Genomic DNA, 19,828 nt, shown 5'->3' with positions numbered 1-19,828 from the left:
CTAAGGTCGGCCTGCCAAATAGCATTGCACCAACAGGGGCTGTCCCATCATGTCGTCCTTCGCCGCATCACCAGACAATAGCCGGAACGGCACCGTGAGCCCGGAATTGATCTCGAAAATCGACCCGAATGACAAATTTTCCAAGGGCGCGCAGGAGATTGGCCTGCTGATCAAGGACAGCCTGGCGAGCGTGGGGGACGCCTTTTTCACGACCTATATGCAAAAGACCGGGCTGCGCGAGAAACTGAGTTCCGTAGCGATCAGTGCGATCGAGAGAGAGACGCACCGCTATGTCGAGCAGAAGTTATTGCACTTCAAGGATGCGCTCTGGGCCCAGTCGGCTGCGGATTGCGTACGCAACGCCCGCAAACATGGCGTGTCGGTGCGGTCGGTGCTCACCGCCGTCGCCGCGGCGAACGAAAAGATCATCGCCCTGATATGGGAATATAGTCGCGATGACGCGGAGCGAAGCCAGCGCCTGACGCTCGTCATGCTCCACATCGCCATGATGGACGCAGGCTTCATGACCAATGTCCTGTCGAACGATCAGGCCGATGCGCAACGTGCCGAGCGGCAGCGTTTCGGTTCCTTGTTCGAACAGCGAATCGTCGGTGAAATAGACGGCGCGACCCGATTGGGCGAATCGCTGCGCGAACAGGCCAAGGATGCTTCGGCTGCAACCCGCGGGATGCTGGGCAAGGCATCGGAAGTCGCGGCGGCTGCCGAACAATCCGCCCTGGCGATGCGTGAAGCGGCCCGCACGTCGGCCGGGCTGATCCGCGCCATCGAGGACGCCCGTACCGAGGTTGAGGGGGCAGCCGGGGTTGCCCGGCGCGCCGCGAAACAATCGGGCGACGCGGTCACCATGTCCTCTACCCTGTCCGACCATGCCAAATCGATCGAATCGATCCTGGGCCTGATCCGCGACATTGCCGGGCAAACCAATTTGCTGGCGCTCAACGCCACGATCGAGGCGGCGCGCGCAGGCGATGCCGGGCGCGGCTTTGCAGTGGTTGCGCAGGAGGTCAAAAGCCTGGCCAACCAGACGGCGCGCGCGACGGACGAGATTGCGGGCAAGATTGCCGACATCCAGGCATCGACTCGCCTGTCGGTGGAAACCAACGAACGCATCCGCGACACGGTGGGCGAAGTGCAGGCCAGTGCCGAGCGCATCCGCCATGCGATGGACGCGCAGGCGCAGACCGTCACGATGATCACCGCCGCCGTCGATGAAACCGCGCTCGCCGCCGATTCGATGTCGACCACCATTTCGGCCATCCGGCAGGATACCGAGGTCGTCGCGTCGGAAATCGACCAGCTCGAACGCGGCTTCGTCAGCGTCGAAGGCAAGCTTGCCAGCCTGCGTCACGCATCATCCGATTTCGGTCGACAGGTCGCATAAGATCGGGCTGATGCCGGGCTGCAAATAGCGCCTTTCTGCGCTTCCAGTGCTCACGTGCTTTAAGCACGCTGCGCGCTGGTTCTCGAAAGTCACTATTTTCGCTCCGGCCTGAGCCCAATCTGGCAATTGTGAGGTTCTTCCCCTCCCCTTCTCGCTCGGCTAAAGGCGGCAGCATGACTGCTGCCACACAATCCGCGCAAAGCCGGCCAGCCCTTCAAAGCTGGAAAGTCACCCTGCCCTGCACCCGTATCGAAGCCGAGGCGCTGGACGGGGATATTGCCGCCTTTGCCCTGATGGAGCGGCCGCCGGTGCTGATGACCAGCGAGGCGGCGCCAGACGACGACAATGCATGGCAGCTCGACGCCTATTTCGAGGGCAAGCCCAGCGCCGCCGCGATCAAATTGCTGCGGTCGATGGTTCCCAGCGCCGCGGGAGCCAAGCCGCTGGTCGAGGCGCTGCCGGACGAGGATTGGGTGACGTTGAGCCAGCAGGGGCTGGAAGCGGTCACTGCCGGACGCTTCCATGTCCGCAATCTTGCCAGCGATCCGGAACAGCCGGGCCAGGTCAATATTCTGATTGCGGCCAGCCGCGCCTTTGGCACTGGCCAGCACGAAACAACGGCCGGATGCCTGACGATGCTGGACCGGATGCGTCAGGTGGGCATGCGGTTCAACAATATGGCCGATATTGGCACCGGGACCGGCCTGCTTGCCTTTGCGGCGATGAACCTGTGGCCGCGCGCCCATGCGATCGCATCCGACATTGACCCGGTCGCGGTCGAAATCAGCGCGGAAAATGCCGTGACCAATGGCGTCCCGGTAGGGGCCGGGCCTGGACGACTGGCATTGGTGACCGCCGCCGGGGCCAATCATGCAGCGATTATCGGGCGTGCGCCCTATGATCTGTTGATCGCGAACATTTTGGCCGGACCGCTGATCGAACTGGCGCCGTCGCTCTGCGCACTGGTCGAGGATGGCGGCACGATCCTGCTGGCGGGCCTGCTCGACACGCAGGTCGATGCCGTGCTGGCCGCCTATCGCGCGCAGGGCATGCGCCTGGCTGAACGGACCGACCGGGGCGACTGGCCGACGCTGCGGTTGCGCAAGCGCCCCCGCATCGGATGGAAACGGCCCAAGCGCCTGAACCCCGCCGCGCGTGGCGAAGCGCCCGGCTTTGGCAGTATCTAAGGGGAACCCCATGACCATTACCCGCAACAGCATCGTCCATGAAGGACCAGGCGGCCTGTTCGAAAGCATGGTCGTGACCGATAGCGCCGCCAGCGCGCCGTTGCCCGGCGTGCTTCTCTTCCCCAATGTGCTGGGGACCAAGGAGGCCGATTTCGCCTATGCCGAAAAGGTCGCGGCGCTGGGCTATGCCGTGCTGGTCGCCGATGTCTATGGCCAGGGCAAGCGCACCACCCGCGCCGATCCCGACGCCGCACGCTATATGGCGGAACTGAACGCCGACCGCGCCCTGCTGCGCGACCGCCTTTTGGCCTCCCATGCGCTGCTCAAGGGGCTGGACGCTGTGGACGCGGCCCGCACCGCTACGATCGGCTTCTGCTTTGGCGGCAAATGCGTGCTGGATCTGGCGCGCGCTGGTGCGGACATAGCAGGCGGGGTCAGCTTCCACGGCGTCTATGATGCGCCGCCCTTCCCCAATGCCGCCATCCGCGCGAAACTGCTGATTTGCCACGGCTGGGACGATCCGATCGCACCGCCTGAGGCGACCGTCGCGCTGGCGCAGGAACTCACCGCGGCAGGGTGCGACTGGCAAATCCACGCCTATGGCCGCACCGGCCATGCCTTTACCGACGAGAGCGTCAACATGCCTGAAAAGGGGTTGGCTTATAGCGCGGATGCCGATCGGCGCAGTTTCCGCGCGATGGTGGGGTTTTTGGAAGAAGCGTTGGGACATTGAACACAACCGGCGTTCGTCTCGAAAAGATGACCGGATATTTAGGATTGGGTATTCCCGAGTAGGCGGGAACCCAGCCCCGCCGTTGAACTGGGTTCCCGCCTGCGCGGGAACACATGGCACTACCGCGTCGGAATGCGCCGCGCGCTGGCGAGATGATGGGCGTGGGTGATGGCGACGGCGAGCGCGTCCGCGGCGTCAGGCCCGACGATCTTCACGCCGGGCAACAGGCGTGACACCATGGCATGGACCTGATCCTTCGACGCATTGCCGACGCCGACCACGGATTTCTTGATCAGCCGCGCGGCATATTCGCCGACCTCCATGCCGGAGCGCGCGGCGTTGAGCAGGATCACGCCGCGCGCCTGCCCCAGTTTCAGCGTCGATTGCGGATTGACGTTGACGAACACCTCCTCGACCGCCGCGCCCTCGGGCCGATGTTCGAGGATGAGGTCGGTTAGGGCAAGATCGAGCGCCAGCAGCCGCGTTGCCAGCGGCATCGCGCTATCCGTCTTGATCTGGCCATTGCCCAGATGCGTGAGGCGGTTGCCGTCGGCGGCGATCAAGCCCCAGCCGGTGGTGCCAAGACCGGGGTCGAGACCAAGGAGGATCATTGGGATTTCCTCGCCCTTTCAGGGGAGAGGATAGCAAGGCTTGCCGACATGTCGGCTAGCCGCGCTTGGAGAGGGGAGCGATAGTCGCGGATGGCAGCGCCCCCTCTCCCAGCTTCGCCTAGGCGGCAAAGCCGCCAAGGCTGCGCAACCCTCTCCCCAAGGGGAGAGGGAAAACACATCAACCCAGCTTCTCCATGACCGCGTCGGGCACTTCATAATTGCCCCACACCGTCTGGACGTCGTCATCATCTTCCAGCGCATCGACCAGCTTCATCAGCGTGGCGGCATTGGCCTCATCGACTTCGACGGTGGTCGTGGGTTTCCAGGCGAGCTTCGCGCCATCCGCCGGACCAAGGCTCGCTTCCAGCGCCTTGGCGACTTCGTGGAGCGCGTCCATCGCGGTCCAGATTTCATGTTCGTCCTCATTGGACGACACGTCCTCTGCCCCCGCTTCGAGCGCGGCCTCGAAGATGGCGTCGGCATCGCCCGCGCTGGCGGGATAAGTGATCAGGCCGACGCGGTCGAAGCCATGGCTCACCGCGCCCGATGCACCCAGATTGCCGCCATTCTTGGAAAAGGCAGTACGCACATTGGTCGCGGTGCGGTTGCGATTGTCGGTCAGCGCTTCGACGATGATGGCGATGCCTGCGGGGCCATAGCCCTCATAGCGCACTTCTTCGTAATTCTCGCCACCTGCGGCATTCGCCTTGTCGACGGCGCGCTGGATATTGTCCTTGGGCATGGACTGCGCCTTGGCGGCGTTGATCGCCAGCCGCAGGCGGGGATTCATGTCCGGGTCGGGCATCCCCATCTTGGCCGCGACAGTGATTTCGCGGCTCAGCTTGGAGAACATCGAGGAGCGCTTCTTGTCCTGCGCGCCCTTGCGATGCATGATATTCTTGAATTTGGAATGGCCGGCCACGGCCTTCTCCTGACATTATCTGATGAAACACGAGCGCGCTCTCTAGCGAGCGAGGCGCGCTCGCGCAATGTTACACGAGGATGGCGGTACCAGAGGCCGACACCATCAGCATCGATCCGTTGGAGCCTATCACTTCATAGTCCAGGTCGACGCCGACGACCGCGTTGCCGCCCAGCGTCGCCGCGCGCATCCGCATTTCGCCGATCGCCTGTTCGCGCGCCCGCTGAAGCACATCTTCATAAGCGCCCGACCGGCCACCCACGATGTCCCGCACGCTGGCGAACAGATCGCGGAACAGGTTGGCGCCCACGATCACTTCGCCCGTGACGATGCCCAGATATTCCCTGGCGGGGCGCCCTTCCAGACGGCTGGTGGTGCTGACGATGACTTCGGACATTTCACTCTCCCTCTGATCCCGGTCGGGCCGAGCGCTTAGAACATCTGCCCTGAACGCAGTGAAGGCACCTTGCTACGCCAGGCGCGAACGGCGGTGGAGTCTTATTCCATGCCCAGCGCGGACAGATAGGTCTGGAGGATCGCTTCCATTTCCTGCCGGTCGTGGGGCTGCATTTTCCGCAGGCGGACGATCTGGCGCATGATCTTGGGGTCGTAGCCGGTCGCCTTGGCTTCCAGATAGACGTCCTTGATGTCGTCGCCGATGCCCTTCTTCTCTTCTTCCAGCCGCTCGATCCGTTCGATCAGCAGGCGGAGCTGGTCGGCGGCGACATTGGGTTCGGTCATGAGGGAGTTTCTCCGGTAGATGTGAATCGGTTGGAGGGCGTCCTAGTGGCTGTCGGCGTTCTTCGCCACACTCTCTTTCATCCGCGCGATCTGCTGCGGCGTCGCTTCGCCCTGATAGCGGGATTTCCATTCGGCAAAGGGCATGCCGTGGATGAGTTCGCGCGCCTGATCTTTCGTCAGGCCACCATCCGCCTCCGCCACCCAGTCGGCCAGGCAATTGCGGCAGAAACCCGCCAAACCCATAAGGTCGATATTTTCGACATCGGTGCGCTGCTGCAAATGCGTCACCAGACGGCGGAAGGCGGTTGCGGCGGCGGCGTCTGTGAGTATGGTGTCGCTCATCGGCGGACCCTTTCGCTGATACATCATCCTGTCGTGCAGCACGGATAACCCATAACGACGCGCTGGCAAGACCAAGGGGGGGGAAGCCCAACGGTCGGGCCAGCGGCGATCACGACGGTCAGGAGAATATATGTCACGACTACCGCCCCGCTCACGCAAGGTCCGTATTCTTGCGACACTTGGGCCTGCGAGCGATACGCCCGAAATGATCCGGGCGCTGTTCATTGCCGGGGCCGACGCCTTTCGCATCAATATGAGCCATGGCGCGCATGAGGATCATGCAGCGCGCATCGCCACGATCCGCGCGCTGGAAAAGGAATTTCAGCGGCCGACCACGATCCTGGGCGACCTTCAGGGGCCAAAGCTGCGCGTCGGTACGTTCGAGAAGGGGCTGGCGCTACTGGAAACCGGCGCGCCCTTCATTCTGGACCGCGACGAAACGCCGGGCGATTCGCGCCGCGTGAACCTGCCCCACCCCGAAATCTATGCCGCCCTGGTGCCGGAAACCCGGCTGTTGCTGGACGATGGCAAGATGGTGCTGCGCGTCAAGGCGATCAGCGAGGATCGCATCGATACGATCGTCGAGGTCGGCGGGACGCTGTCCAACCGCAAGGGCGTGAACGTCCCTGATGTCGTGGTGCCGGTGCCCGCGCTGACCGATAAGGACCGCCGCGACCTTAGCTTCGCGATGCAACAGGGGTGCGACTGGATCGCCTTGAGCTTCGTGCAGCGGCCGGAGGATCTGGCCGAAGCCCGCAAGCTGATGGGCGGATATGGGTCGTTGATGGCCAAGATCGAAAAGCCGTCAGCCGTGCAGCGGCTGGAGGAGATTATCGAGATGGCCGATGGCGTGATGGTCGCACGCGGCGATCTGGGCGTCGAACTGCCGCCCTATGACGTGCCGCCGCTGCAAAAGCAGATCGTCGCGACGGCGCGCCGCATGGGTCGCCCGGTGGTGGTCGCGACCCAGATGCTGGAATCGATGATCAAGTCCCCCTCCCCCACGCGCGCGGAAGTGTCGGACGTGGCGACGGCGGTCTATGATGGTGCGGACGCCGTCATGCTGTCCGCCGAAACCGCAGCGGGCGACTGGCCGGTCGAGGCGGTCGCGATGATGGATTCGATCGCCCACAGCGTGGAGCGCGATCCGGGCTATCTGGCGCGACTGCATTTTACCGAGACGCTGCCCGATCCGACCACCGCCGACGCGCTGGCCGAGGCCACCGGCAATATCGTGAATGTCGTGGGCGCGAGCGCGATCACCTGCTTCACATCGTCGGGCAGCACCGTGCGGCGCGTGGCGCGCGAACGCCCGTCCGCGCCGATCCTGGCGCTGACGCCGCGCACCGACACGGCGCGCAAGCTGGGCCTGACCTGGGGCGTCCATGCCATCCGCACCAAGGATATCGGCAATTTCGAGGAGATGATCGGCAAGGCCCGGCGCATGGCGCTGCGCCATGACATGGCCGAAAAGGGCGGGAAGATCGTCGTACTGGCCGGTGTCCCGTTCGGCACGCCGGGATCGACCAATGTGCTGCACGTCGCGGCAGTACGGGGGGACGAACTGAAGGGCCGCGATTATTAGACCGCCACCACCTCCGGCAAGATCGCGTCGAGCAGCAACATGCCGGCCGGCGCGACTTGCAGGCGGGTGCCGGTCAGGCGGATGAGGCCAAGGTCGGTCAACTGGTCGATGGCGCGTTCATCGACCAGATGGCCAAGGCCAACGCCCGACAGCGCCGCGATCCGGGCGAGATCAACCCCCTCGCCCAGCCGCAGCCCCATCAGCAGCGCTTCGCGTGCCCGTTCCTCGCCCGCCAGCGGCTGTTCCAGCTGAAGGCCGTGGCCATTGCGGCTGACGGCGCCGATCCAGTTTTCCGGCTTCTTGTGACGCTGCGTCGCCATGGCGCCGCGCCGCCCATGCGCGCCGGGACCAATGCCGACATAATCGCCGTAGCGCCAATAGGTAAGGTTATGGCGACTCTCCTGCCCGGCGCGGGCATGGTTGCTGATTTCATAGGCGGGAATGCCCGCCGCGCCGGTCATCGCGGCGGTCAGTTCATAGAGAGTCGCGCCATGATCCGGGTCGGCGGGCGTCATCCTGCCCTGTGCAACCAGCGTGGCGAAGCGGGTGCCGGGTTCGATCGTCAGTTGATAGAGGGAGAGATGGCCGGTGCCGAACGAAAGCGCCTGCGCCAGTTCCGCCTGCCATTGGGCTTCGCTCTGGTCGGGCCGGGCGTAGATCAGGTCGAAGCTCACCCGGTCGAACACCGACTGGGCAGTGTCGAGTGCGGCCAGCCCTTCGGCAACGTCATGGGCGCGGCCCAGAAAATGGAGCGCTTCATTGTCGAGCGCCTGCAGGCCCAGCGAGACGCGGTTGACCCCGGCGGCGGCGAGATCGGCAAAGCGCGCTGCCTCGACCGAGTTGGGATTGGCCTCCAGCGTGATCTCGACTTGCGGGGTAAAGCCCCAATGCCGTTGCGCCGCGGCAATGAGGTCCGCCACCAGCGCCGGTGGCATCAACGAGGGCGTGCCGCCGCCAAAGAAGATCGAGGAAAGCGGTCGCCCGCCGGTCAACGCAGCTTCGTGCCCCATGTCAGCGAGCAGAGCGGCGCGCCAGGCATCCACATCTATGCCTTCGCGGACATGACTGTTAAAATCGCAATAGGGACATTTCGATACGCAAAAGGGCCAATGAATATATAAGGCCAGAGCGTCGGCGGGGGCCGGCGCCGATGGGGATGCAGAGTCGGGGGGAATGAAGGCCATGGCTGGGGGCAGCCCTAATCTGTTTTTGCGTGCCGGGCTATGGGCGGCGTTGCTGATTGCGACGGGTGCACAGGCAGCGTCCGACAGCGCGCCGGGGAGCAAGGCGGTGATCGCAGCGCCGGTCAATGTGCCGACCGGCGTAGTCATGCCGGCGGCCTATTACGGGATGGAGGAAGCGCCGAGAGGCGAGCCGCTGCTGCGGGCCGTGATGCTGGACGCGCATAATGGGGAACGGGCGCTGGTCGGTGTCCCAGCGCTGGAATGGGATGAGGCGCTGGCGGCGGACGCTGCGCGCTATGCCGCCGACATGGCGCAGAGCGGGGCGTTTCGCCACAGCCCGCGTGGCAGCCGGACGATACCGAGCGGCGAAAATCTGTGGATGGGACCACGCCGCCTTTATGGCTATGGCGTCATGGTCGGCGCTTTTCTGGATGAGAAAAAACTGTTCCGGATCGAAGGCAAATTGCCTGACCTGAGCACCAGCGGGCGCTGGCAGGATGTCGGCCATTATACGCAGATGATCTGGCGCGGCACGCGCAAGGTGGGCTGCGCGCTGGGTGAAGGGGCGAATTACGAATATCTGGTGTGCCGCTATTTCCCCGCCGGCAATGCGTTCGGGAAAGGCCCGCTGGACGAGGAAGCAGCCCCGGTGGAACTGGCCAGCGGTGGGCAGTGATCCTCCCCGGCGCGGGGAGGAACCGGGTCAGAACACTGCCGCCACCAGCTGTCTGAATGCGTCGGCGCGATGGCTCATGGCGTGCTTGGCGTCCGGGTCCATTTCGCCGAAGCTGATGTCGAAGCCGAGCGGCTGGAACATGGCGTCATAGCCAAAGCCATTGGCCCCGCGCGGTGGCCAGACCAGCGTTCCGTCGACCCGCCCCTCAAACGCTTCGACATGACCATCGGGCCAGGCAAGGGCCAGGGCGCAGATGAAATGGGCGTCATGCCCGGCGTCCGGGCCTTTGGCCTGCACGCCATCCCAGACTTTCTGCATGGCGAGGGCGAAGTCCTTGTCCGGTCCGGCCCAGCGCGCCGAAAACAGCCCCGGATCGCCGCCCAGCGCCTCGACGCACAGGCCGCTATCGTCGGCCAGCGCAGGCAGGCCGGACAGGTCGGCGGCCTGCAATGCCTTCAGTTCCGCATTGGCAATGAAGGTCGTGCCGGTTTCTTCCGGTTCGGGCAGGTCGAGCGAGGCGGCCGAGACCGGATCGATACCATAGGGGCAGAGCAGCGCGGCGATTTCACGCACCTTGCCCGCATTGTGACTGGCGATCACCAGCTTGCCGGGGGCGAGCGTGCGTATTGCCTGTTCCTGTCCGAATTGGTCGGTCATTATTCCACCTCTTTCCGTTCGTTTCGAGCGCATTCGATAAACGCGAAAGTCACGCTATCGGCTTCTCGACTTCGCTCGAAGCGAACGGATAATTGTGATTACCGCCCCGTCGCGGCATCCTGCGCGGCGAAGATTTTGGCACAGCCGATTCGGGCGAGGCGCAGCAGGCGCAGCAGCTCTTCCTCGTCATAGGCCGCGCCTTCGGCGGTCGCCTGCACTTCGGCGAATTTGCCGTCGCCGGTCAGGATCAGGTTCGCGTCCGTCTCGGCATTGCTATCCTCGGCATAGTCGAGGTCGAGGACCGGCGTACCTTCATAGATGCCGCAGCTGATCGCCGCGACCTTCTGGATGATCGGGTCTTCCTTGAGCGCGCCGGACGCCAGCAGCTTGTCCACCGCAATGCGCAGCGCGACCCAGGAACCGGAGATCGCCGCGGTGCGGGTGCCGCCATCGGCCTGGATCACGTCGCAATCGACCACGATCTGGCGTTCGCCCAGCTTCTTCATGTCCACCACGGTGCGCAGCGAGCGACCGATGAGGCGCTGGATTTCCTGCGTGCGGCCCGATTGCTTGCCCTTGGCCGCTTCGCGGCTGCCACGGGTATGGGTGGCGCGCGGCAACATGCCATATTCGGCCGTGACCCAGCCCGACCCCTTGCCCCGCAGGAAGGGCGGCACCTTTTCTTCCACCGACGCGGTGCACAGCACGCGGGTGTCGCCGAAACTGATGAGGCAGCTTCCTTCGGCATGGATGGTGAAGCCAGGCTCCATGATGATGTCGCGCATCTGGTCGGGCGCGCGGCCGGAAGGACGCATATTCTTTCTCCAAATCGATCAGGAGACGGCGCTTAGCGTCCGACAGCGTTTCTTGCCAGTGCCATGCGCGCAATTAGGCGATAAGAGGGGCCATGATGACCAGAATGATAATAGCCGCGACGGTGATGCTGCTGGCAGGATGCGCCACCGCCGACACTGAGCTGGACACACCGCGCGCCGCGGGAGACACGATCCGCTTTACCGCCGGACGCTGCTTTGGCGCCTGCCCCGCCTATAGCGTGCAGGTGACGCCCGATGGATCGGGCCTGCTGGAGCCGGACAAGTTCACAGCCGTGCCGGGGCCGACGCGCTTCACCGTGACCCCGGCGCAATATCGGCAATTGCGTCTGGCGCTGGCCCCGTACAAGCCGCTGGTCGGCACCGAAAGGCGGATCGCCCATGGCGAAAATTGCACCCGCTTTGCGACCGACATGCCCGGCTATCGCATCGAATGGACGCGCGGCGAGGCCAAGCCGACGCGGCTCGACTATCAGTCGGGATGCCTGGACGCGCGCTATGCGAAGCTGCGCACGACGATTGGCGGCATTCCCAAATTGCTGGGGATCGAACCGATGCTGAAAGCCAAAATTGCCCAATAGGGCTGGCCGCCACGCAGGCGTTGAGCCTGGAGGCAATCCATCCTACATTTTGCCGATGACGCCAACGACACCCATTACCGAATTGAACGAGCGCGCCCGCGACGTTTTTCGCCTGGTGGTGGAAAGCTATCTGGGCACTGGTCTGCCGGTCGCATCGCGCACGCTCAGCAAGATCGCATCGCTCAGCCTGTCCCCTGCATCGATCCGCAACGTGATGCAGGATCTAGAGGAACTGGGGCTGCTGGCCGCGCCGCATACGTCGGCGGGGCGGATGCCGACCGAAACGGGGCTGCGGCTGTTCGTCGACGGGATGATGCAGGCGGCGTTGCCGTCAGCAGAGGAACGGCGCGCGATCGAGGCGGGGCTGGCCGAGGGCGGGCCGATCGAGGAAGCGCTGTCCGCCGCCACCGCTGCGCTGTCGGGCCTGTCGGCCTGTGCGGGCATTGTCATGGTGCCAAAGCGCGAACCGATCTTGCGCCAGTTCGGCTTCGTGCCGCTGAACGACCGGCAGGCGCTGGCCGTGCTGGTCGGGCAGGATGGATCGGTTGAAAATCGCGTGCTGGACCTGCCGCCCGGCGTGTCCCCCTCCATGCTCAACGAAGCGGCCAATTTCATGTCGGCGCGCTTTGCCGGGCTGACGCTGCGGCAGGCGGGCGACAGGCTGGCGCTGGAAATGGAGAGCGAACGCAGCGCGCTCGACGGCGCGGCGCGGGAACTGGTGGAACGCGGCGTCGCCATCTGGTCGCATGACGCCGATGACAGGCCAGTGCTGATCGTGCGTGGGCAGGCCCATCTGATCGACGACGGCACGGCGGCCGACCTGGAGCGGGTGCGGCAATTGCTGGAGCAGCTGGAAGGCAAGCAGGAAATATCCCGCCTGCTGGAAAGCGCATTGGCAAGCAGCGCGACCAAAATCTTCATCGGATCGGAAAACAAGCTCTTTTCCCTGTCGGGTTCTTCGGTCATAGCCGCCCCCTACCGTGGCGCGGACGGCCGGGTGGTCGGCGTGGTCGGCGTGATCGGCCCCACGCGCTTGAACTATGCACGGGTGATCCCCATGGTGGATTTCACCGCACAAACGCTTTCGAGATTGATGAGATGAGCGAAGATAATCTGAACGTCGAAAATACCGAAGTCGTGGACCAGTTGCCGGAGGATGCACCCGTGGCAGATGCCAATGCAGAGCGTATCGCCGCGCTGGAAGCGGAACTGGCGACTGCGAAGCAGGACATTCTCTATGCCCATGCCGATACGCAGAATGTGCGCCGTCGGCTGGAAAAGGAACTGACCGACACCCGCGCCTATGCCGCGACCAATTTTGCCCGCGACATTTTGTCGGTCGCCGACAATCTGAGCCGCGCCCTTGCCGCCATTCCGGCGGAACTGCGCGAGGATGAGAAGTTCAAGGGGCTGGTCGTCGGGCTGGAAGCCACAGGCCGCGAACTGGAAGCGGTGTTTGGCCGCAACGGCATATCCAAGGTCGAGTCGGTCGGCCAGCCGCTCGACCCCAACAAGCATCAGGCGATGATGGAAGTCCCGTCCGCCGATGCCGCGCCCGGCACGATCCTGGTCGAAATGCAGGCGGGCTATATGATCAAGGACCGGCTGTTGCGCCCGGCCATGGTCAGCGTGGCCAAAGCGCCGGACTAAGATATGCATCGCCCCTTCCGTTCGCGGGAGGGGCATGAAAAGTGGCCGGGGGGCACAGATTAAAGGATACCCCGTTGCGCCACGACCTGAACCTCACCACCCATCGTCCCACCTTCGTCACCCATCTGGAATGTTCGCTGACGGGCGAACACTATCCGGCAGACAAGCTGCATGGCCTGTCCGCGGCGGGAAAGCCGCTGCTGGTCCGTTATGATCTGGACGGGGCGCGGGCGGCGCTGACCAAGGATGTCCTGGCGCAGCGGCCGATGGACCTTTGGCGCTGGCGCGAATTGCTGCCGGTGCGCAACACCAGCAACATCGTCAGCCTGGGCGAAAATGCCACGCCCCTGGTCGCCCTGCCGCGTACTGCCGCGCGATTGGGGGGCGCGCACCTGATCGCCAAGGATGAGGGCCGCCTGCCGACCGCATCGTTCAAGGCCCGCGGGCTGGTGATGGCGGTTTCGATGGCGAAAGAGCTGGGCGTGACCCAGATCGCGATGCCCACCAACGGCAATGCCGGCGCAGCGCTGGCCGCCTATGCCGCTGTCGCCGGGATGGAAGCGATCATCTTTTGCCCGGATGACACGCCGGAAATCAATGTGCGCGAAATCGCGGCGCAGGGTGCGCGCGTCTATCGCGTCAACGGGCTGATCGACGATTGCGGCGCGATCGTCGGGCAAGGGGCGAAGGAACGTGGCTGGTTCGATTTTTCGACGCTGAAGGAGCCCTACCGGATCGAGGGCAAGAAAACGATGGGGCTGGAACTGGCCGAACAGCTGGACTGGGAATTGCCCGACGCAATCTTCTATCCCACTGGCGGCGGCACCGGGCTGATCGGCATGTGGAAGGCGTTTGATGAGCTGGAGCAGATTGGCTTTATCGGGTCTAAACGCCCCAAAATGTTCGCGGTGCAAGCGGAAGGCTGTGCGCCGATGGTCCGTGCTTTCGATGCGGGCGTGGAATTTGCCGAACGGTGGGAGGATGCCCACACCATCGCGATGGGCATTCGCGTGCCGCGCGCGGTCGGCGACTTCCTGATCCTGCGCGCCGTAAGGGAAAGCGGTGGCGCGGCGCTGGCGGTGTCGGATGCCGCGATCATGGCAGCGGTGCGCGACGTGGCGCGGGACGATGGCCTGCTGCTTTGCCCGGAAGGCGGGGCGACGCTGGCCGCCTACAGCCGCGCATTGGACGAAGGGCTGATCGGACGCGAGGATCGCGCAGTGCTGTTCAATTGCGCCAGCGGACTTAAATATCCGCTGGAGGATCATTCGCGTCGGCTCGACCGGCATATGGCCATCGACTTCGCTGCTCTCTGACAGTCACCCACAAAAGATATATCTTAGCGCTTGACACTAGATATTTTTAAGATATATCTCAGTGCATCTTGAAACGCACTGAAAGATGAATGATGCATTTCCATTACACATATGACGGCCGGGGCGGTCGTCACCATGAGCATGGCCAGCGCGGCCATCGGCGCTTTGCCGGCCCTGAAGGCTTTGGTCGGGGCGGTTTCGGGCGGGGCGACGGTCCCCGTGGGAGCGGGCCATTGGGCGGCGGCGGACGCGGCGGTGGTCGGCGACGCTTGTTCGACAATGACGCGCTCAAGCTGATCCTGCTCAAGCTGATCGCCGACATGCCGCGCCACGGCTATGACCTGATCCGGGAGATTGAAAGCCTGTCGGGCGAGGTCTATGCGCCCAGTCCCGGCGTCGTCTATCCCACGCTGACGCTGCTGGCCGATATGGGCTTGATCGCCGAGCAACCCGAACAGGGCAGCCGCAAGCTGTTTGCGATTACCGACGAAGGCACGGCCTATCTGGACGAACATAAGGCCGGGCTGACGCTGGTGATGGAGCGAATCGCGTCGCTGGCGCAAAAAGCCGAACGCACCGACAGCGCACCCGTGCGCCGGGCCATGCACAATCTGCGCATGGCGATACAGGGCCGGCTGGAAAAGGAAGGGGCCGACGCCCAGACCATGTTCGACGTCGCGTCCCTGATCGACGAAGCCGCCACCAAAATCGAAAGGCTCTGACGCGATGACGCTGACCGCTCATATCCCCACGGCCAATGCCAGCCGTTACCTTCAACAATTGTGCAAGCATTGGAGCCACAAGTTCGAGACCGAGTTCGACCCGCAATCGGGCATCATCGCCTTCCCGATGGGGCCGATCCGCATGGCCGCGCAGGACGACGCACTAGTCGTGACGATTGATCCGACCCCGGACGCAGATGTGGCGGCTTTCAAGAAGGTGGTGGCGGACCATCTCGATCGCTTTGCGTTTCGGGAAGCGCCGCTGACCTTTGACTGGAAATAGGCTGCGTGTTCCCGCCTCCGCGGGAACACTTCATTCCTAGATTTCCCCAATCATCTCCGCCAGCACGGCCAGACAATCCTTGCCCAGTTGCGCGGAACGGGCAGGCGACCAGCCGAAATCGGCGTCGGGCAGATCGTCATTATCCTTGAACGGCATTTCCAGCGTCATCGCCACCGCGCCAAAGCGTTCGGCAAGCTGGTTGGTGGACATGGACAGGTTCGCCCGCCCCTCCCCCGCCACAGGATAGCCAAGCCGCGTCTGGAAATCCGGCGTGCGCGCCGCCAGCGTGTCGCGATAGCGGTGGTAGAGGGTCAGTTGCCGTTCCGTGATGGAAGGGATGCCTTCAAAGCCGGCGATGAATACGGCCGGGATCGCTTCGTCGCCATGTACGTCCAGGGCGACGTCGACGCCGGTTTCGTCCATCGCCGCGCGGACCAGAAACACCTCCGGGCTACGTTCCATCGACGGTTCGTGCCATTCGCGGTTCAGATTCACGCCCGCCGCGTTGGTGCGCAAATGGCCGCGGCGGCTGCCGTCCGGGTTCATATTGGGCACCAGATGGATCGTCGCCTGTTGCCTGAGCAAACGCGCAACTGAATCCTCTTCGTCGCACAGCCGTTCCAGCGCGCCTTCCATCCACCATTGCGCCATGGTTTCGCCCGGATGCTGACGGGCATAGAGCCACACCTGTTTGGGACCGTCGCCTATGGTCAGCAGGTCTAGCGGCTGGCCATCCAGCGTCAGCCCCAGTTCGCGGTGGGTGACGCCCGGCTGGCTGGCGGCAAAGGCGATCAGATCATGGTGGCGCTCCATCGAATAGGGCGCGAAATAGGCGACCCACAGCGCATTGGTGTCCGGTTCCAGCCGGATCGTGAGCGTGCCGTCGGCATAGCTGGTATCGGCCTGGGTCCAGCTTTCGCGATCCTCGCTGATCCGCGCCCTGTAGCCGGTCCAGCCGTCGGGATAGGCCGACCCGGCACAATTGACGATCGCCAGCTCCACCGATCGCCCGGCGGCGTTGGCGAGCCGAAAATGGAACCATTGATAGAAATCGCTCTGATGGTCGGTCACGATTTCCAGCTCGGCGCGAACATGCTCCGGCGTGTCGGTGATGGAAAGGACGCGGATATTGCCGCTGTCGAATGCGCTGGTGATGGATATGGTCATTTGACGGTTATAGTGCGGCCGGATTCGCCCGGATAGCCCTCGATCAGCGCGGCGCTCAGCTTTTGTGCGGCGAGGCCCGGCTGCGCCGCTGGCGTGCCTTCGCGCGCCTCCGTCAGCGCACGCCCTTCCCAGATCATCGTCGAATCGGCGCGGCGGCGAAGCTGGACGTGCAGTTCGGTCGTCACAATATCCTTGGGCTTGCCCGACAGGTTGATGCCGCCGCCCACGCCGACGCTGACCGGCCTGTCACTGCCGCGGTCGACGCCTGACGGGCGAAAGCTGCGGCGGAAAGCGACGCTGGCGACATAGTCGCTGGTCTCCCCTGCCGATACGGGCGTGAAGCCGACACGCTGCCATTCCTGCGCCACGGCGGCGGCATAGGTGCGGAATTCCAGGCTGACGTCGGGATTGCCGCGCATTTCCTCCACCGCGATCGTGCCGCTGCGTGCGGGATTGCCGATATGGAAGCGCGTAACCTCCACCGGGGGAATCGCCGTGGCACATGCGCTAAGGGACAGGGCAAGGCTGGCGGCGAGGATCAGGCGCTTGGACATGGCATCTACTCCAACGGGGGCATATCCGCTAAACGACGCGAACAGCATAATTCCTTCAACGCTCCAAGCCATCAACTTGCTGCATGAAGGATGAACGGGGGCAAAAGTCTTGCCAGTGGACTTGACTTAAGCCCTCTCCGCCCATAGGGGCAGCGCTTCGATTTTCCGCTAAAGCCAGATTCTAAGAAGGCAGACTTCCATGAAGATCCGCAACTCGCTCAAGTCGCTCAAGGACCGTCATCGCGATAACCGCGTGATCCGCCGTCGCGGCCGTACCTATGTGATCAACAAGACCAACCGCCGCTTCAAGGCCCGCCAGGGCTAAAGCCATGCGGTGAGGCCCGCCACCGTCGATCGCGACGGTGCGGCGGCGCCTTTCCAATGTCGGACCTGCGTGTCCTGTCCGAGCGCCTGATCGATGCCGATCAGGCGCTCGACGCATTTGTGCGCCATCGCGCGGTCGCGCCAACGGCCTGAGCTTCCCGCGAAACAAAAAAGCCATCCACGGGCGGACCCATGGATGGCTTTCGCCTGCACAATCCGGGTGACCCGGTCGAACGGGCCGGGTCAGTCCCCCTGCCCGTCAATCTTGGCAATTTCGTCGTCCAGATCGCGCAGCACGTCGGCGCGGACGCGGTCGGTCATGTGCGCGGTCCTTGCGACCTGGGCGCGGGCCGCCACCAGTCCCGCGCGCGCCGCGCGATGGGCCTGCGCTTCGATCTGCGCCTGGCAGATGCGTACGCGGATAGTACGGCGACCGTCACCATCCACGCTTTCACGCTGGCTGACCGTCTGGCTGCCCTCACAGCCGTTGCGGACGTCGACCCGCGGTACCATGCGGCGGATTTCGGCGTCGGTCGGGATATGGTGGCGCTCGACCCGGCCATCGGCATGGGTGACGACGATGGCGCCCTTTTCCTCCCGAACGGTTACGGGCGGCACATGGGGAACGGGCGGGACGGGCGCTACCGGCGCGACCATATCTGCGGCAGGGACGATCGGAGCGGGTGGCGCAGGCGGCGGTGCGACGGCCATGTCGGTGTCGATAGTCGCTGCTGTCGGGACAGCTGCAACGTCGGGAACGTCTGGCGTCGGCGGCACGCTGGCGGCGGCGGGTTTGGCGACCAGATCGGACAGGCGCGCAAAGTCTGCGGTTTCCACCGTGTCACTGATGGCGGCCATCTGCTGCGCGGCGCGGCTGCCCGACGCCGTGAGCGCGAGGCCCGTAGCCGTCACCATCGCGACGGCGGCCATGCCCCAGCTGATCCGGTGGAGTGAAATTTCGTGGCGCGAAAGCATGATGAGCCTCCCCTTCAATGTTGTAATACGAGTGAGATGACAGGCGGCGGCGAACTGGCGGCCACCAGCGGCCTTCAGGATCGCGCGGCCATAAATATGGGCCTGATCCTGGCCATAAAGCGCCAGTACGCGGGCGTCACAGGCCGTTTCCTGATCGGCGCGATAGGCACGATAGGCGATCCAGGCGATGGGATTGCACCAGTGGATGGCGAGCAGCGCGAGCGCGATCATGTTCGCGGCCAGATCGCCATGGGCATGGTGGGCGCGTTCATGCGCAATCGCCATTTCCTGTTCCAGCGCGTCATAGCGCAGGGCAAAATCGGCGGGCAGCACGATGAAGGGTTTGAGCACCCCGAAGGCAAGCGGACCACTGGCATGCGGGCTGGTGATCAGGCGGATACGGCCTTCCTCGCCAATCGGCGTGGCGCCGGTGAGCATGTGCCGCCGGAACCGCGCATAGCCGACCGCCTGTATGACAAGGAAAGCCAGCATCCCGGCAAACCAGACGCCGATGCCGACCTCCAGCCAGGGAAAGCTCGCCTCCGCCGCCACTTGCGGCGCGGGCGCAATGGCCAGCAGATCGGGCAGGCCAGCCTGATCGACGGCGACATGCAAGGGAGAGGGGCTGGCAACGTCGCCGGGCAGCGCGGGCAGCAGCATTCGCGCAAACGGCACCGCCCAAAGGCAATAGGCCGCCCCTGCCCCCAGCCAGCGCGCCACCGGCCGTCGCAACAGCATGACCAGCGCCATCAGCAGCGTCGTGGCAATCAGCGTTTCAACCATCCAGACGCTCATGATTTCAGCCCTTTCAGGATTGCCTCAAGCTCGGCAATGTCATCGTCGCTCAACTGATCCTGGCTCGCCAACTGCGCGACCAGCGGCGACACCCGCCCGCCAAACAGCCGGTTGACCAGCCGTCCCGATTCGCTGGCGACATAATCCTCCCGCGCGACAAGGGGCCGATAGAGGAAGCGACGGCCATCCTGATCGGCAGCGATCACATCCTTGGCCATCAGCCGCGACAATAATGTCTTGACCGTCTGGGCGCTCCAGTCGCGCGCGGCGGTGACGCGATCGGCCACGTCATTGGCGGTGAGCGGCGACTGTTCCCACAGCGCCTCCATCACCACCAGTTCGGCTTCGCTGATCTTTTCACCCACTTGCGCCACGCGAGTCTCGCTTCCTTTTCCAACTACAGATGTAGTCGCATTGATTACGACTGTAGTCAATAGCGAGAAGGCCGCCCTGTAAACGGCGCTCGACGCAGCGTGAAAATGTCGGGATTTTTGACAGAAGCCTGTCGGCGGCGCACGCCGTTAACCCTTGTAACCGCGGATTTGCGCGCTCCGGTCATTATGGCACGGCGGTTGCAACTTTCATTGC

24 protein-coding genes are annotated in these 19,828 nt (G+C 64.2%); 12 read left to right on the top strand and 12 right to left on the bottom strand.

Annotation, left to right across the window (positions count from 1 at the left end; all coding sequences use genetic code 11):
• Positions 1 to 49: 49 nt before the first annotated feature.
• The 3 genes from FE851_RS02810 (at position 50) to FE851_RS02800 (ending at position 3,322) form a co-directional block, all read left to right on the top strand.
• Positions 50 to 1,402: a methyl-accepting chemotaxis protein gene (locus tag FE851_RS02810; protein ID WP_145199668.1), complete on the top strand. Its 1,353-nt coding sequence runs from the start codon at positions 50 to 52 to the stop codon at positions 1,400 to 1,402.
• Positions 1,403 to 1,575: 173 nt separating this feature from the next.
• Positions 1,576 to 2,589 (top strand): 50S ribosomal protein L11 methyltransferase, encoded by a 1,014-nt coding sequence (locus tag FE851_RS02805; protein ID WP_145199665.1) that lies wholly within the window; start codon positions 1,576 to 1,578, stop codon positions 2,587 to 2,589.
• Positions 2,590 to 2,599: 10 nt separating this feature from the next.
• The gene (locus tag FE851_RS02800) at positions 2,600 to 3,322 is read left to right on the top strand and encodes a dienelactone hydrolase family protein (protein ID WP_145199662.1); all 723 of its coding nucleotides are present in this window, start codon (positions 2,600 to 2,602) and stop codon (positions 3,320 to 3,322) included.
• A gap of 119 nt (positions 3,323 to 3,441) precedes the next feature.
• On the opposite strand, the gene ruvC is transcribed toward FE851_RS02800, so the two are convergent.
• The 5 genes from ruvC to FE851_RS02775 form a co-directional block, all read right to left on the bottom strand.
• Positions 3,442 to 3,933 (bottom strand): crossover junction endodeoxyribonuclease RuvC, encoded by a 492-nt coding sequence (gene ruvC, locus FE851_RS02795; RefSeq protein WP_145199659.1) that lies wholly within the window; start codon positions 3,931 to 3,933, stop codon positions 3,442 to 3,444.
• 178 nt (positions 3,934 to 4,111) lie between these two features.
• Positions 4,112 to 4,855, bottom strand: coding sequence for a YebC/PmpR family DNA-binding transcriptional regulator (locus FE851_RS02790; RefSeq protein ID WP_145199656.1), 744 nt, complete (start codon positions 4,853 to 4,855; stop codon positions 4,112 to 4,114).
• Between the two features lie 70 nt (positions 4,856 to 4,925).
• Positions 4,926 to 5,252 (bottom strand): heavy metal-binding domain-containing protein, encoded by a 327-nt coding sequence (locus FE851_RS02785; protein ID WP_145199653.1) that lies wholly within the window; start codon positions 5,250 to 5,252, stop codon positions 4,926 to 4,928.
• Between the two features lie 101 nt (positions 5,253 to 5,353).
• Positions 5,354 to 5,596, bottom strand: coding sequence for a DUF2312 domain-containing protein (locus tag FE851_RS02780; RefSeq protein ID WP_006956223.1), 243 nt, complete (start codon positions 5,594 to 5,596; stop codon positions 5,354 to 5,356).
• A gap of 42 nt (positions 5,597 to 5,638) precedes the next feature.
• Entirely contained in the window at positions 5,639 to 5,938 is a 300-nt protein-coding gene (locus tag FE851_RS02775) for a DUF1244 domain-containing protein (RefSeq protein WP_145199650.1), read from the bottom strand.
• A gap of 130 nt (positions 5,939 to 6,068) precedes the next feature.
• Between FE851_RS02775 and pyk the strand changes: the two genes are divergently transcribed.
• On the top strand, positions 6,069 to 7,523 hold the full coding sequence (pyk, locus tag FE851_RS02770; protein WP_026002091.1) for a pyruvate kinase: 1,455 nt from the start codon (positions 6,069 to 6,071) through the stop codon (positions 7,521 to 7,523).
• Here the strand turns inward: pyk and hemW are convergent.
• Positions 7,520 to 8,707, bottom strand: a complete 1,188-nt coding sequence (gene hemW, locus FE851_RS02765; protein WP_145199647.1) for a radical SAM family heme chaperone HemW — start codon at positions 8,705 to 8,707, stop codon at positions 7,520 to 7,522. The genes pyk and hemW overlap by 4 nt on opposite strands.
• On the opposite strand from hemW, the gene FE851_RS02760 reads away from it, so the two are divergent.
• Positions 8,706 to 9,383: a CAP domain-containing protein gene (locus FE851_RS02760; RefSeq protein ID WP_145199644.1), complete on the top strand. Its 678-nt coding sequence runs from the start codon at positions 8,706 to 8,708 to the stop codon at positions 9,381 to 9,383. The two genes, hemW and FE851_RS02760, sit on opposite strands and share 2 nt — an antisense overlap.
• A gap of 27 nt (positions 9,384 to 9,410) precedes the next feature.
• Here FE851_RS02760 and rdgB read toward each other — a convergent pair whose 3' ends face one another.
• The gene (rdgB, locus tag FE851_RS02755) at positions 9,411 to 10,040 is read right to left on the bottom strand and encodes an RdgB/HAM1 family non-canonical purine NTP pyrophosphatase (RefSeq protein ID WP_145199641.1); all 630 of its coding nucleotides are present in this window, start codon (positions 10,038 to 10,040) and stop codon (positions 9,411 to 9,413) included.
• A gap of 98 nt (positions 10,041 to 10,138) precedes the next feature.
• Positions 10,139 to 10,855, bottom strand: a complete 717-nt coding sequence (gene rph / locus FE851_RS02750) for a ribonuclease PH (protein ID WP_017181391.1) — start codon at positions 10,853 to 10,855, stop codon at positions 10,139 to 10,141.
• Positions 10,856 to 10,947: 92 nt separating this feature from the next.
• On the opposite strand from rph, the gene FE851_RS02745 reads away from it, so the two are divergent.
• The 6 genes from FE851_RS02745 to FE851_RS02720 all read left to right on the top strand — a co-directional run bounded on the left by FE851_RS02745 (position 10,948) and on the right by FE851_RS02720 (position 15,425).
• Complete coding sequence (locus FE851_RS02745; RefSeq protein WP_026149397.1) at positions 10,948 to 11,454, top strand: DUF6438 domain-containing protein; 507 nt, start codon at positions 10,948 to 10,950, stop codon at positions 11,452 to 11,454.
• Between the two features lie 55 nt (positions 11,455 to 11,509).
• Positions 11,510 to 12,556 carry a heat-inducible transcriptional repressor HrcA gene (gene hrcA, locus FE851_RS02740; RefSeq protein WP_019051609.1) on the top strand — a complete coding sequence of 349 codons (1,047 nt, stop codon included), beginning with the start codon at positions 11,510 to 11,512 and terminating at the stop codon, positions 12,554 to 12,556.
• Positions 12,553 to 13,104, top strand: a complete 552-nt coding sequence (gene grpE, locus FE851_RS02735) for a nucleotide exchange factor GrpE (protein WP_017181394.1) — start codon at positions 12,553 to 12,555, stop codon at positions 13,102 to 13,104. The genes hrcA and grpE overlap by 4 nt, the downstream gene beginning before the upstream one ends.
• 74 nt (positions 13,105 to 13,178) lie before the next feature.
• On the top strand, positions 13,179 to 14,420 hold the full coding sequence (locus FE851_RS02730; RefSeq protein WP_145199637.1) for a threonine synthase: 1,242 nt from the start codon (positions 13,179 to 13,181) through the stop codon (positions 14,418 to 14,420).
• A gap of 89 nt (positions 14,421 to 14,509) precedes the next feature.
• Positions 14,510 to 15,142 carry a PadR family transcriptional regulator gene (locus FE851_RS02725; protein WP_145199634.1) on the top strand — a complete coding sequence of 211 codons (633 nt, stop codon included), beginning with the start codon at positions 14,510 to 14,512 and terminating at the stop codon, positions 15,140 to 15,142.
• A 4-nt stretch (positions 15,143 to 15,146) separates the two neighbouring features.
• Entirely contained in the window at positions 15,147 to 15,425 is a 279-nt protein-coding gene (locus FE851_RS02720; protein WP_017181397.1) for a DUF2218 domain-containing protein, read from the top strand.
• 36 nt (positions 15,426 to 15,461) lie between these two features.
• On the opposite strand, the gene FE851_RS02715 is transcribed toward FE851_RS02720, so the two are convergent.
• Both FE851_RS02715 and FE851_RS02710 read right to left on the bottom strand, forming a co-directional pair.
• Positions 15,462 to 16,592, bottom strand: a complete 1,131-nt coding sequence (locus FE851_RS02715; protein WP_130752432.1) for a M14-type cytosolic carboxypeptidase — start codon at positions 16,590 to 16,592, stop codon at positions 15,462 to 15,464.
• Positions 16,589 to 17,146: a hypothetical protein gene (locus FE851_RS02710; RefSeq protein ID WP_145199632.1), complete on the bottom strand. Its 558-nt coding sequence runs from the start codon at positions 17,144 to 17,146 to the stop codon at positions 16,589 to 16,591. The genes FE851_RS02715 and FE851_RS02710 overlap by 4 nt, the downstream gene beginning before the upstream one ends.
• A gap of 199 nt (positions 17,147 to 17,345) precedes the next feature.
• On the opposite strand from FE851_RS02710, the gene ykgO reads away from it, so the two are divergent.
• Positions 17,346 to 17,471, top strand: coding sequence for a type B 50S ribosomal protein L36 (gene ykgO, locus FE851_RS02705; protein ID WP_003046794.1), 126 nt, complete (start codon positions 17,346 to 17,348; stop codon positions 17,469 to 17,471).
• Between the two features lie 242 nt (positions 17,472 to 17,713).
• Here ykgO and FE851_RS02700 read toward each other — a convergent pair whose 3' ends face one another.
• Both FE851_RS02700 and FE851_RS02695 read right to left on the bottom strand, forming a co-directional pair.
• Positions 17,714 to 19,240 carry a M56 family metallopeptidase gene (locus tag FE851_RS02700; RefSeq protein ID WP_145199629.1) on the bottom strand — a complete coding sequence of 509 codons (1,527 nt, stop codon included), beginning with the start codon at positions 19,238 to 19,240 and terminating at the stop codon, positions 17,714 to 17,716.
• Positions 19,237 to 19,605: a BlaI/MecI/CopY family transcriptional regulator gene (locus tag FE851_RS02695; protein ID WP_026002094.1), complete on the bottom strand. Its 369-nt coding sequence runs from the start codon at positions 19,603 to 19,605 to the stop codon at positions 19,237 to 19,239. The genes FE851_RS02700 and FE851_RS02695 overlap by 4 nt, the downstream gene beginning before the upstream one ends.
• Positions 19,606 to 19,828: the final 223 nt, after the last annotated feature.

The sequence above is a fragment of the Sphingobium sp. B2 genome (genome assembly GCF_007693735.1).
GTDB classification, from domain to species: Bacteria; Pseudomonadota; Alphaproteobacteria; order Sphingomonadales; family Sphingomonadaceae; genus Sphingobium; species Sphingobium xenophagum.
Note: the sequence above shows the minus strand (reverse complement) of the source record. Positions and strands in the feature narration are given on the sequence as shown.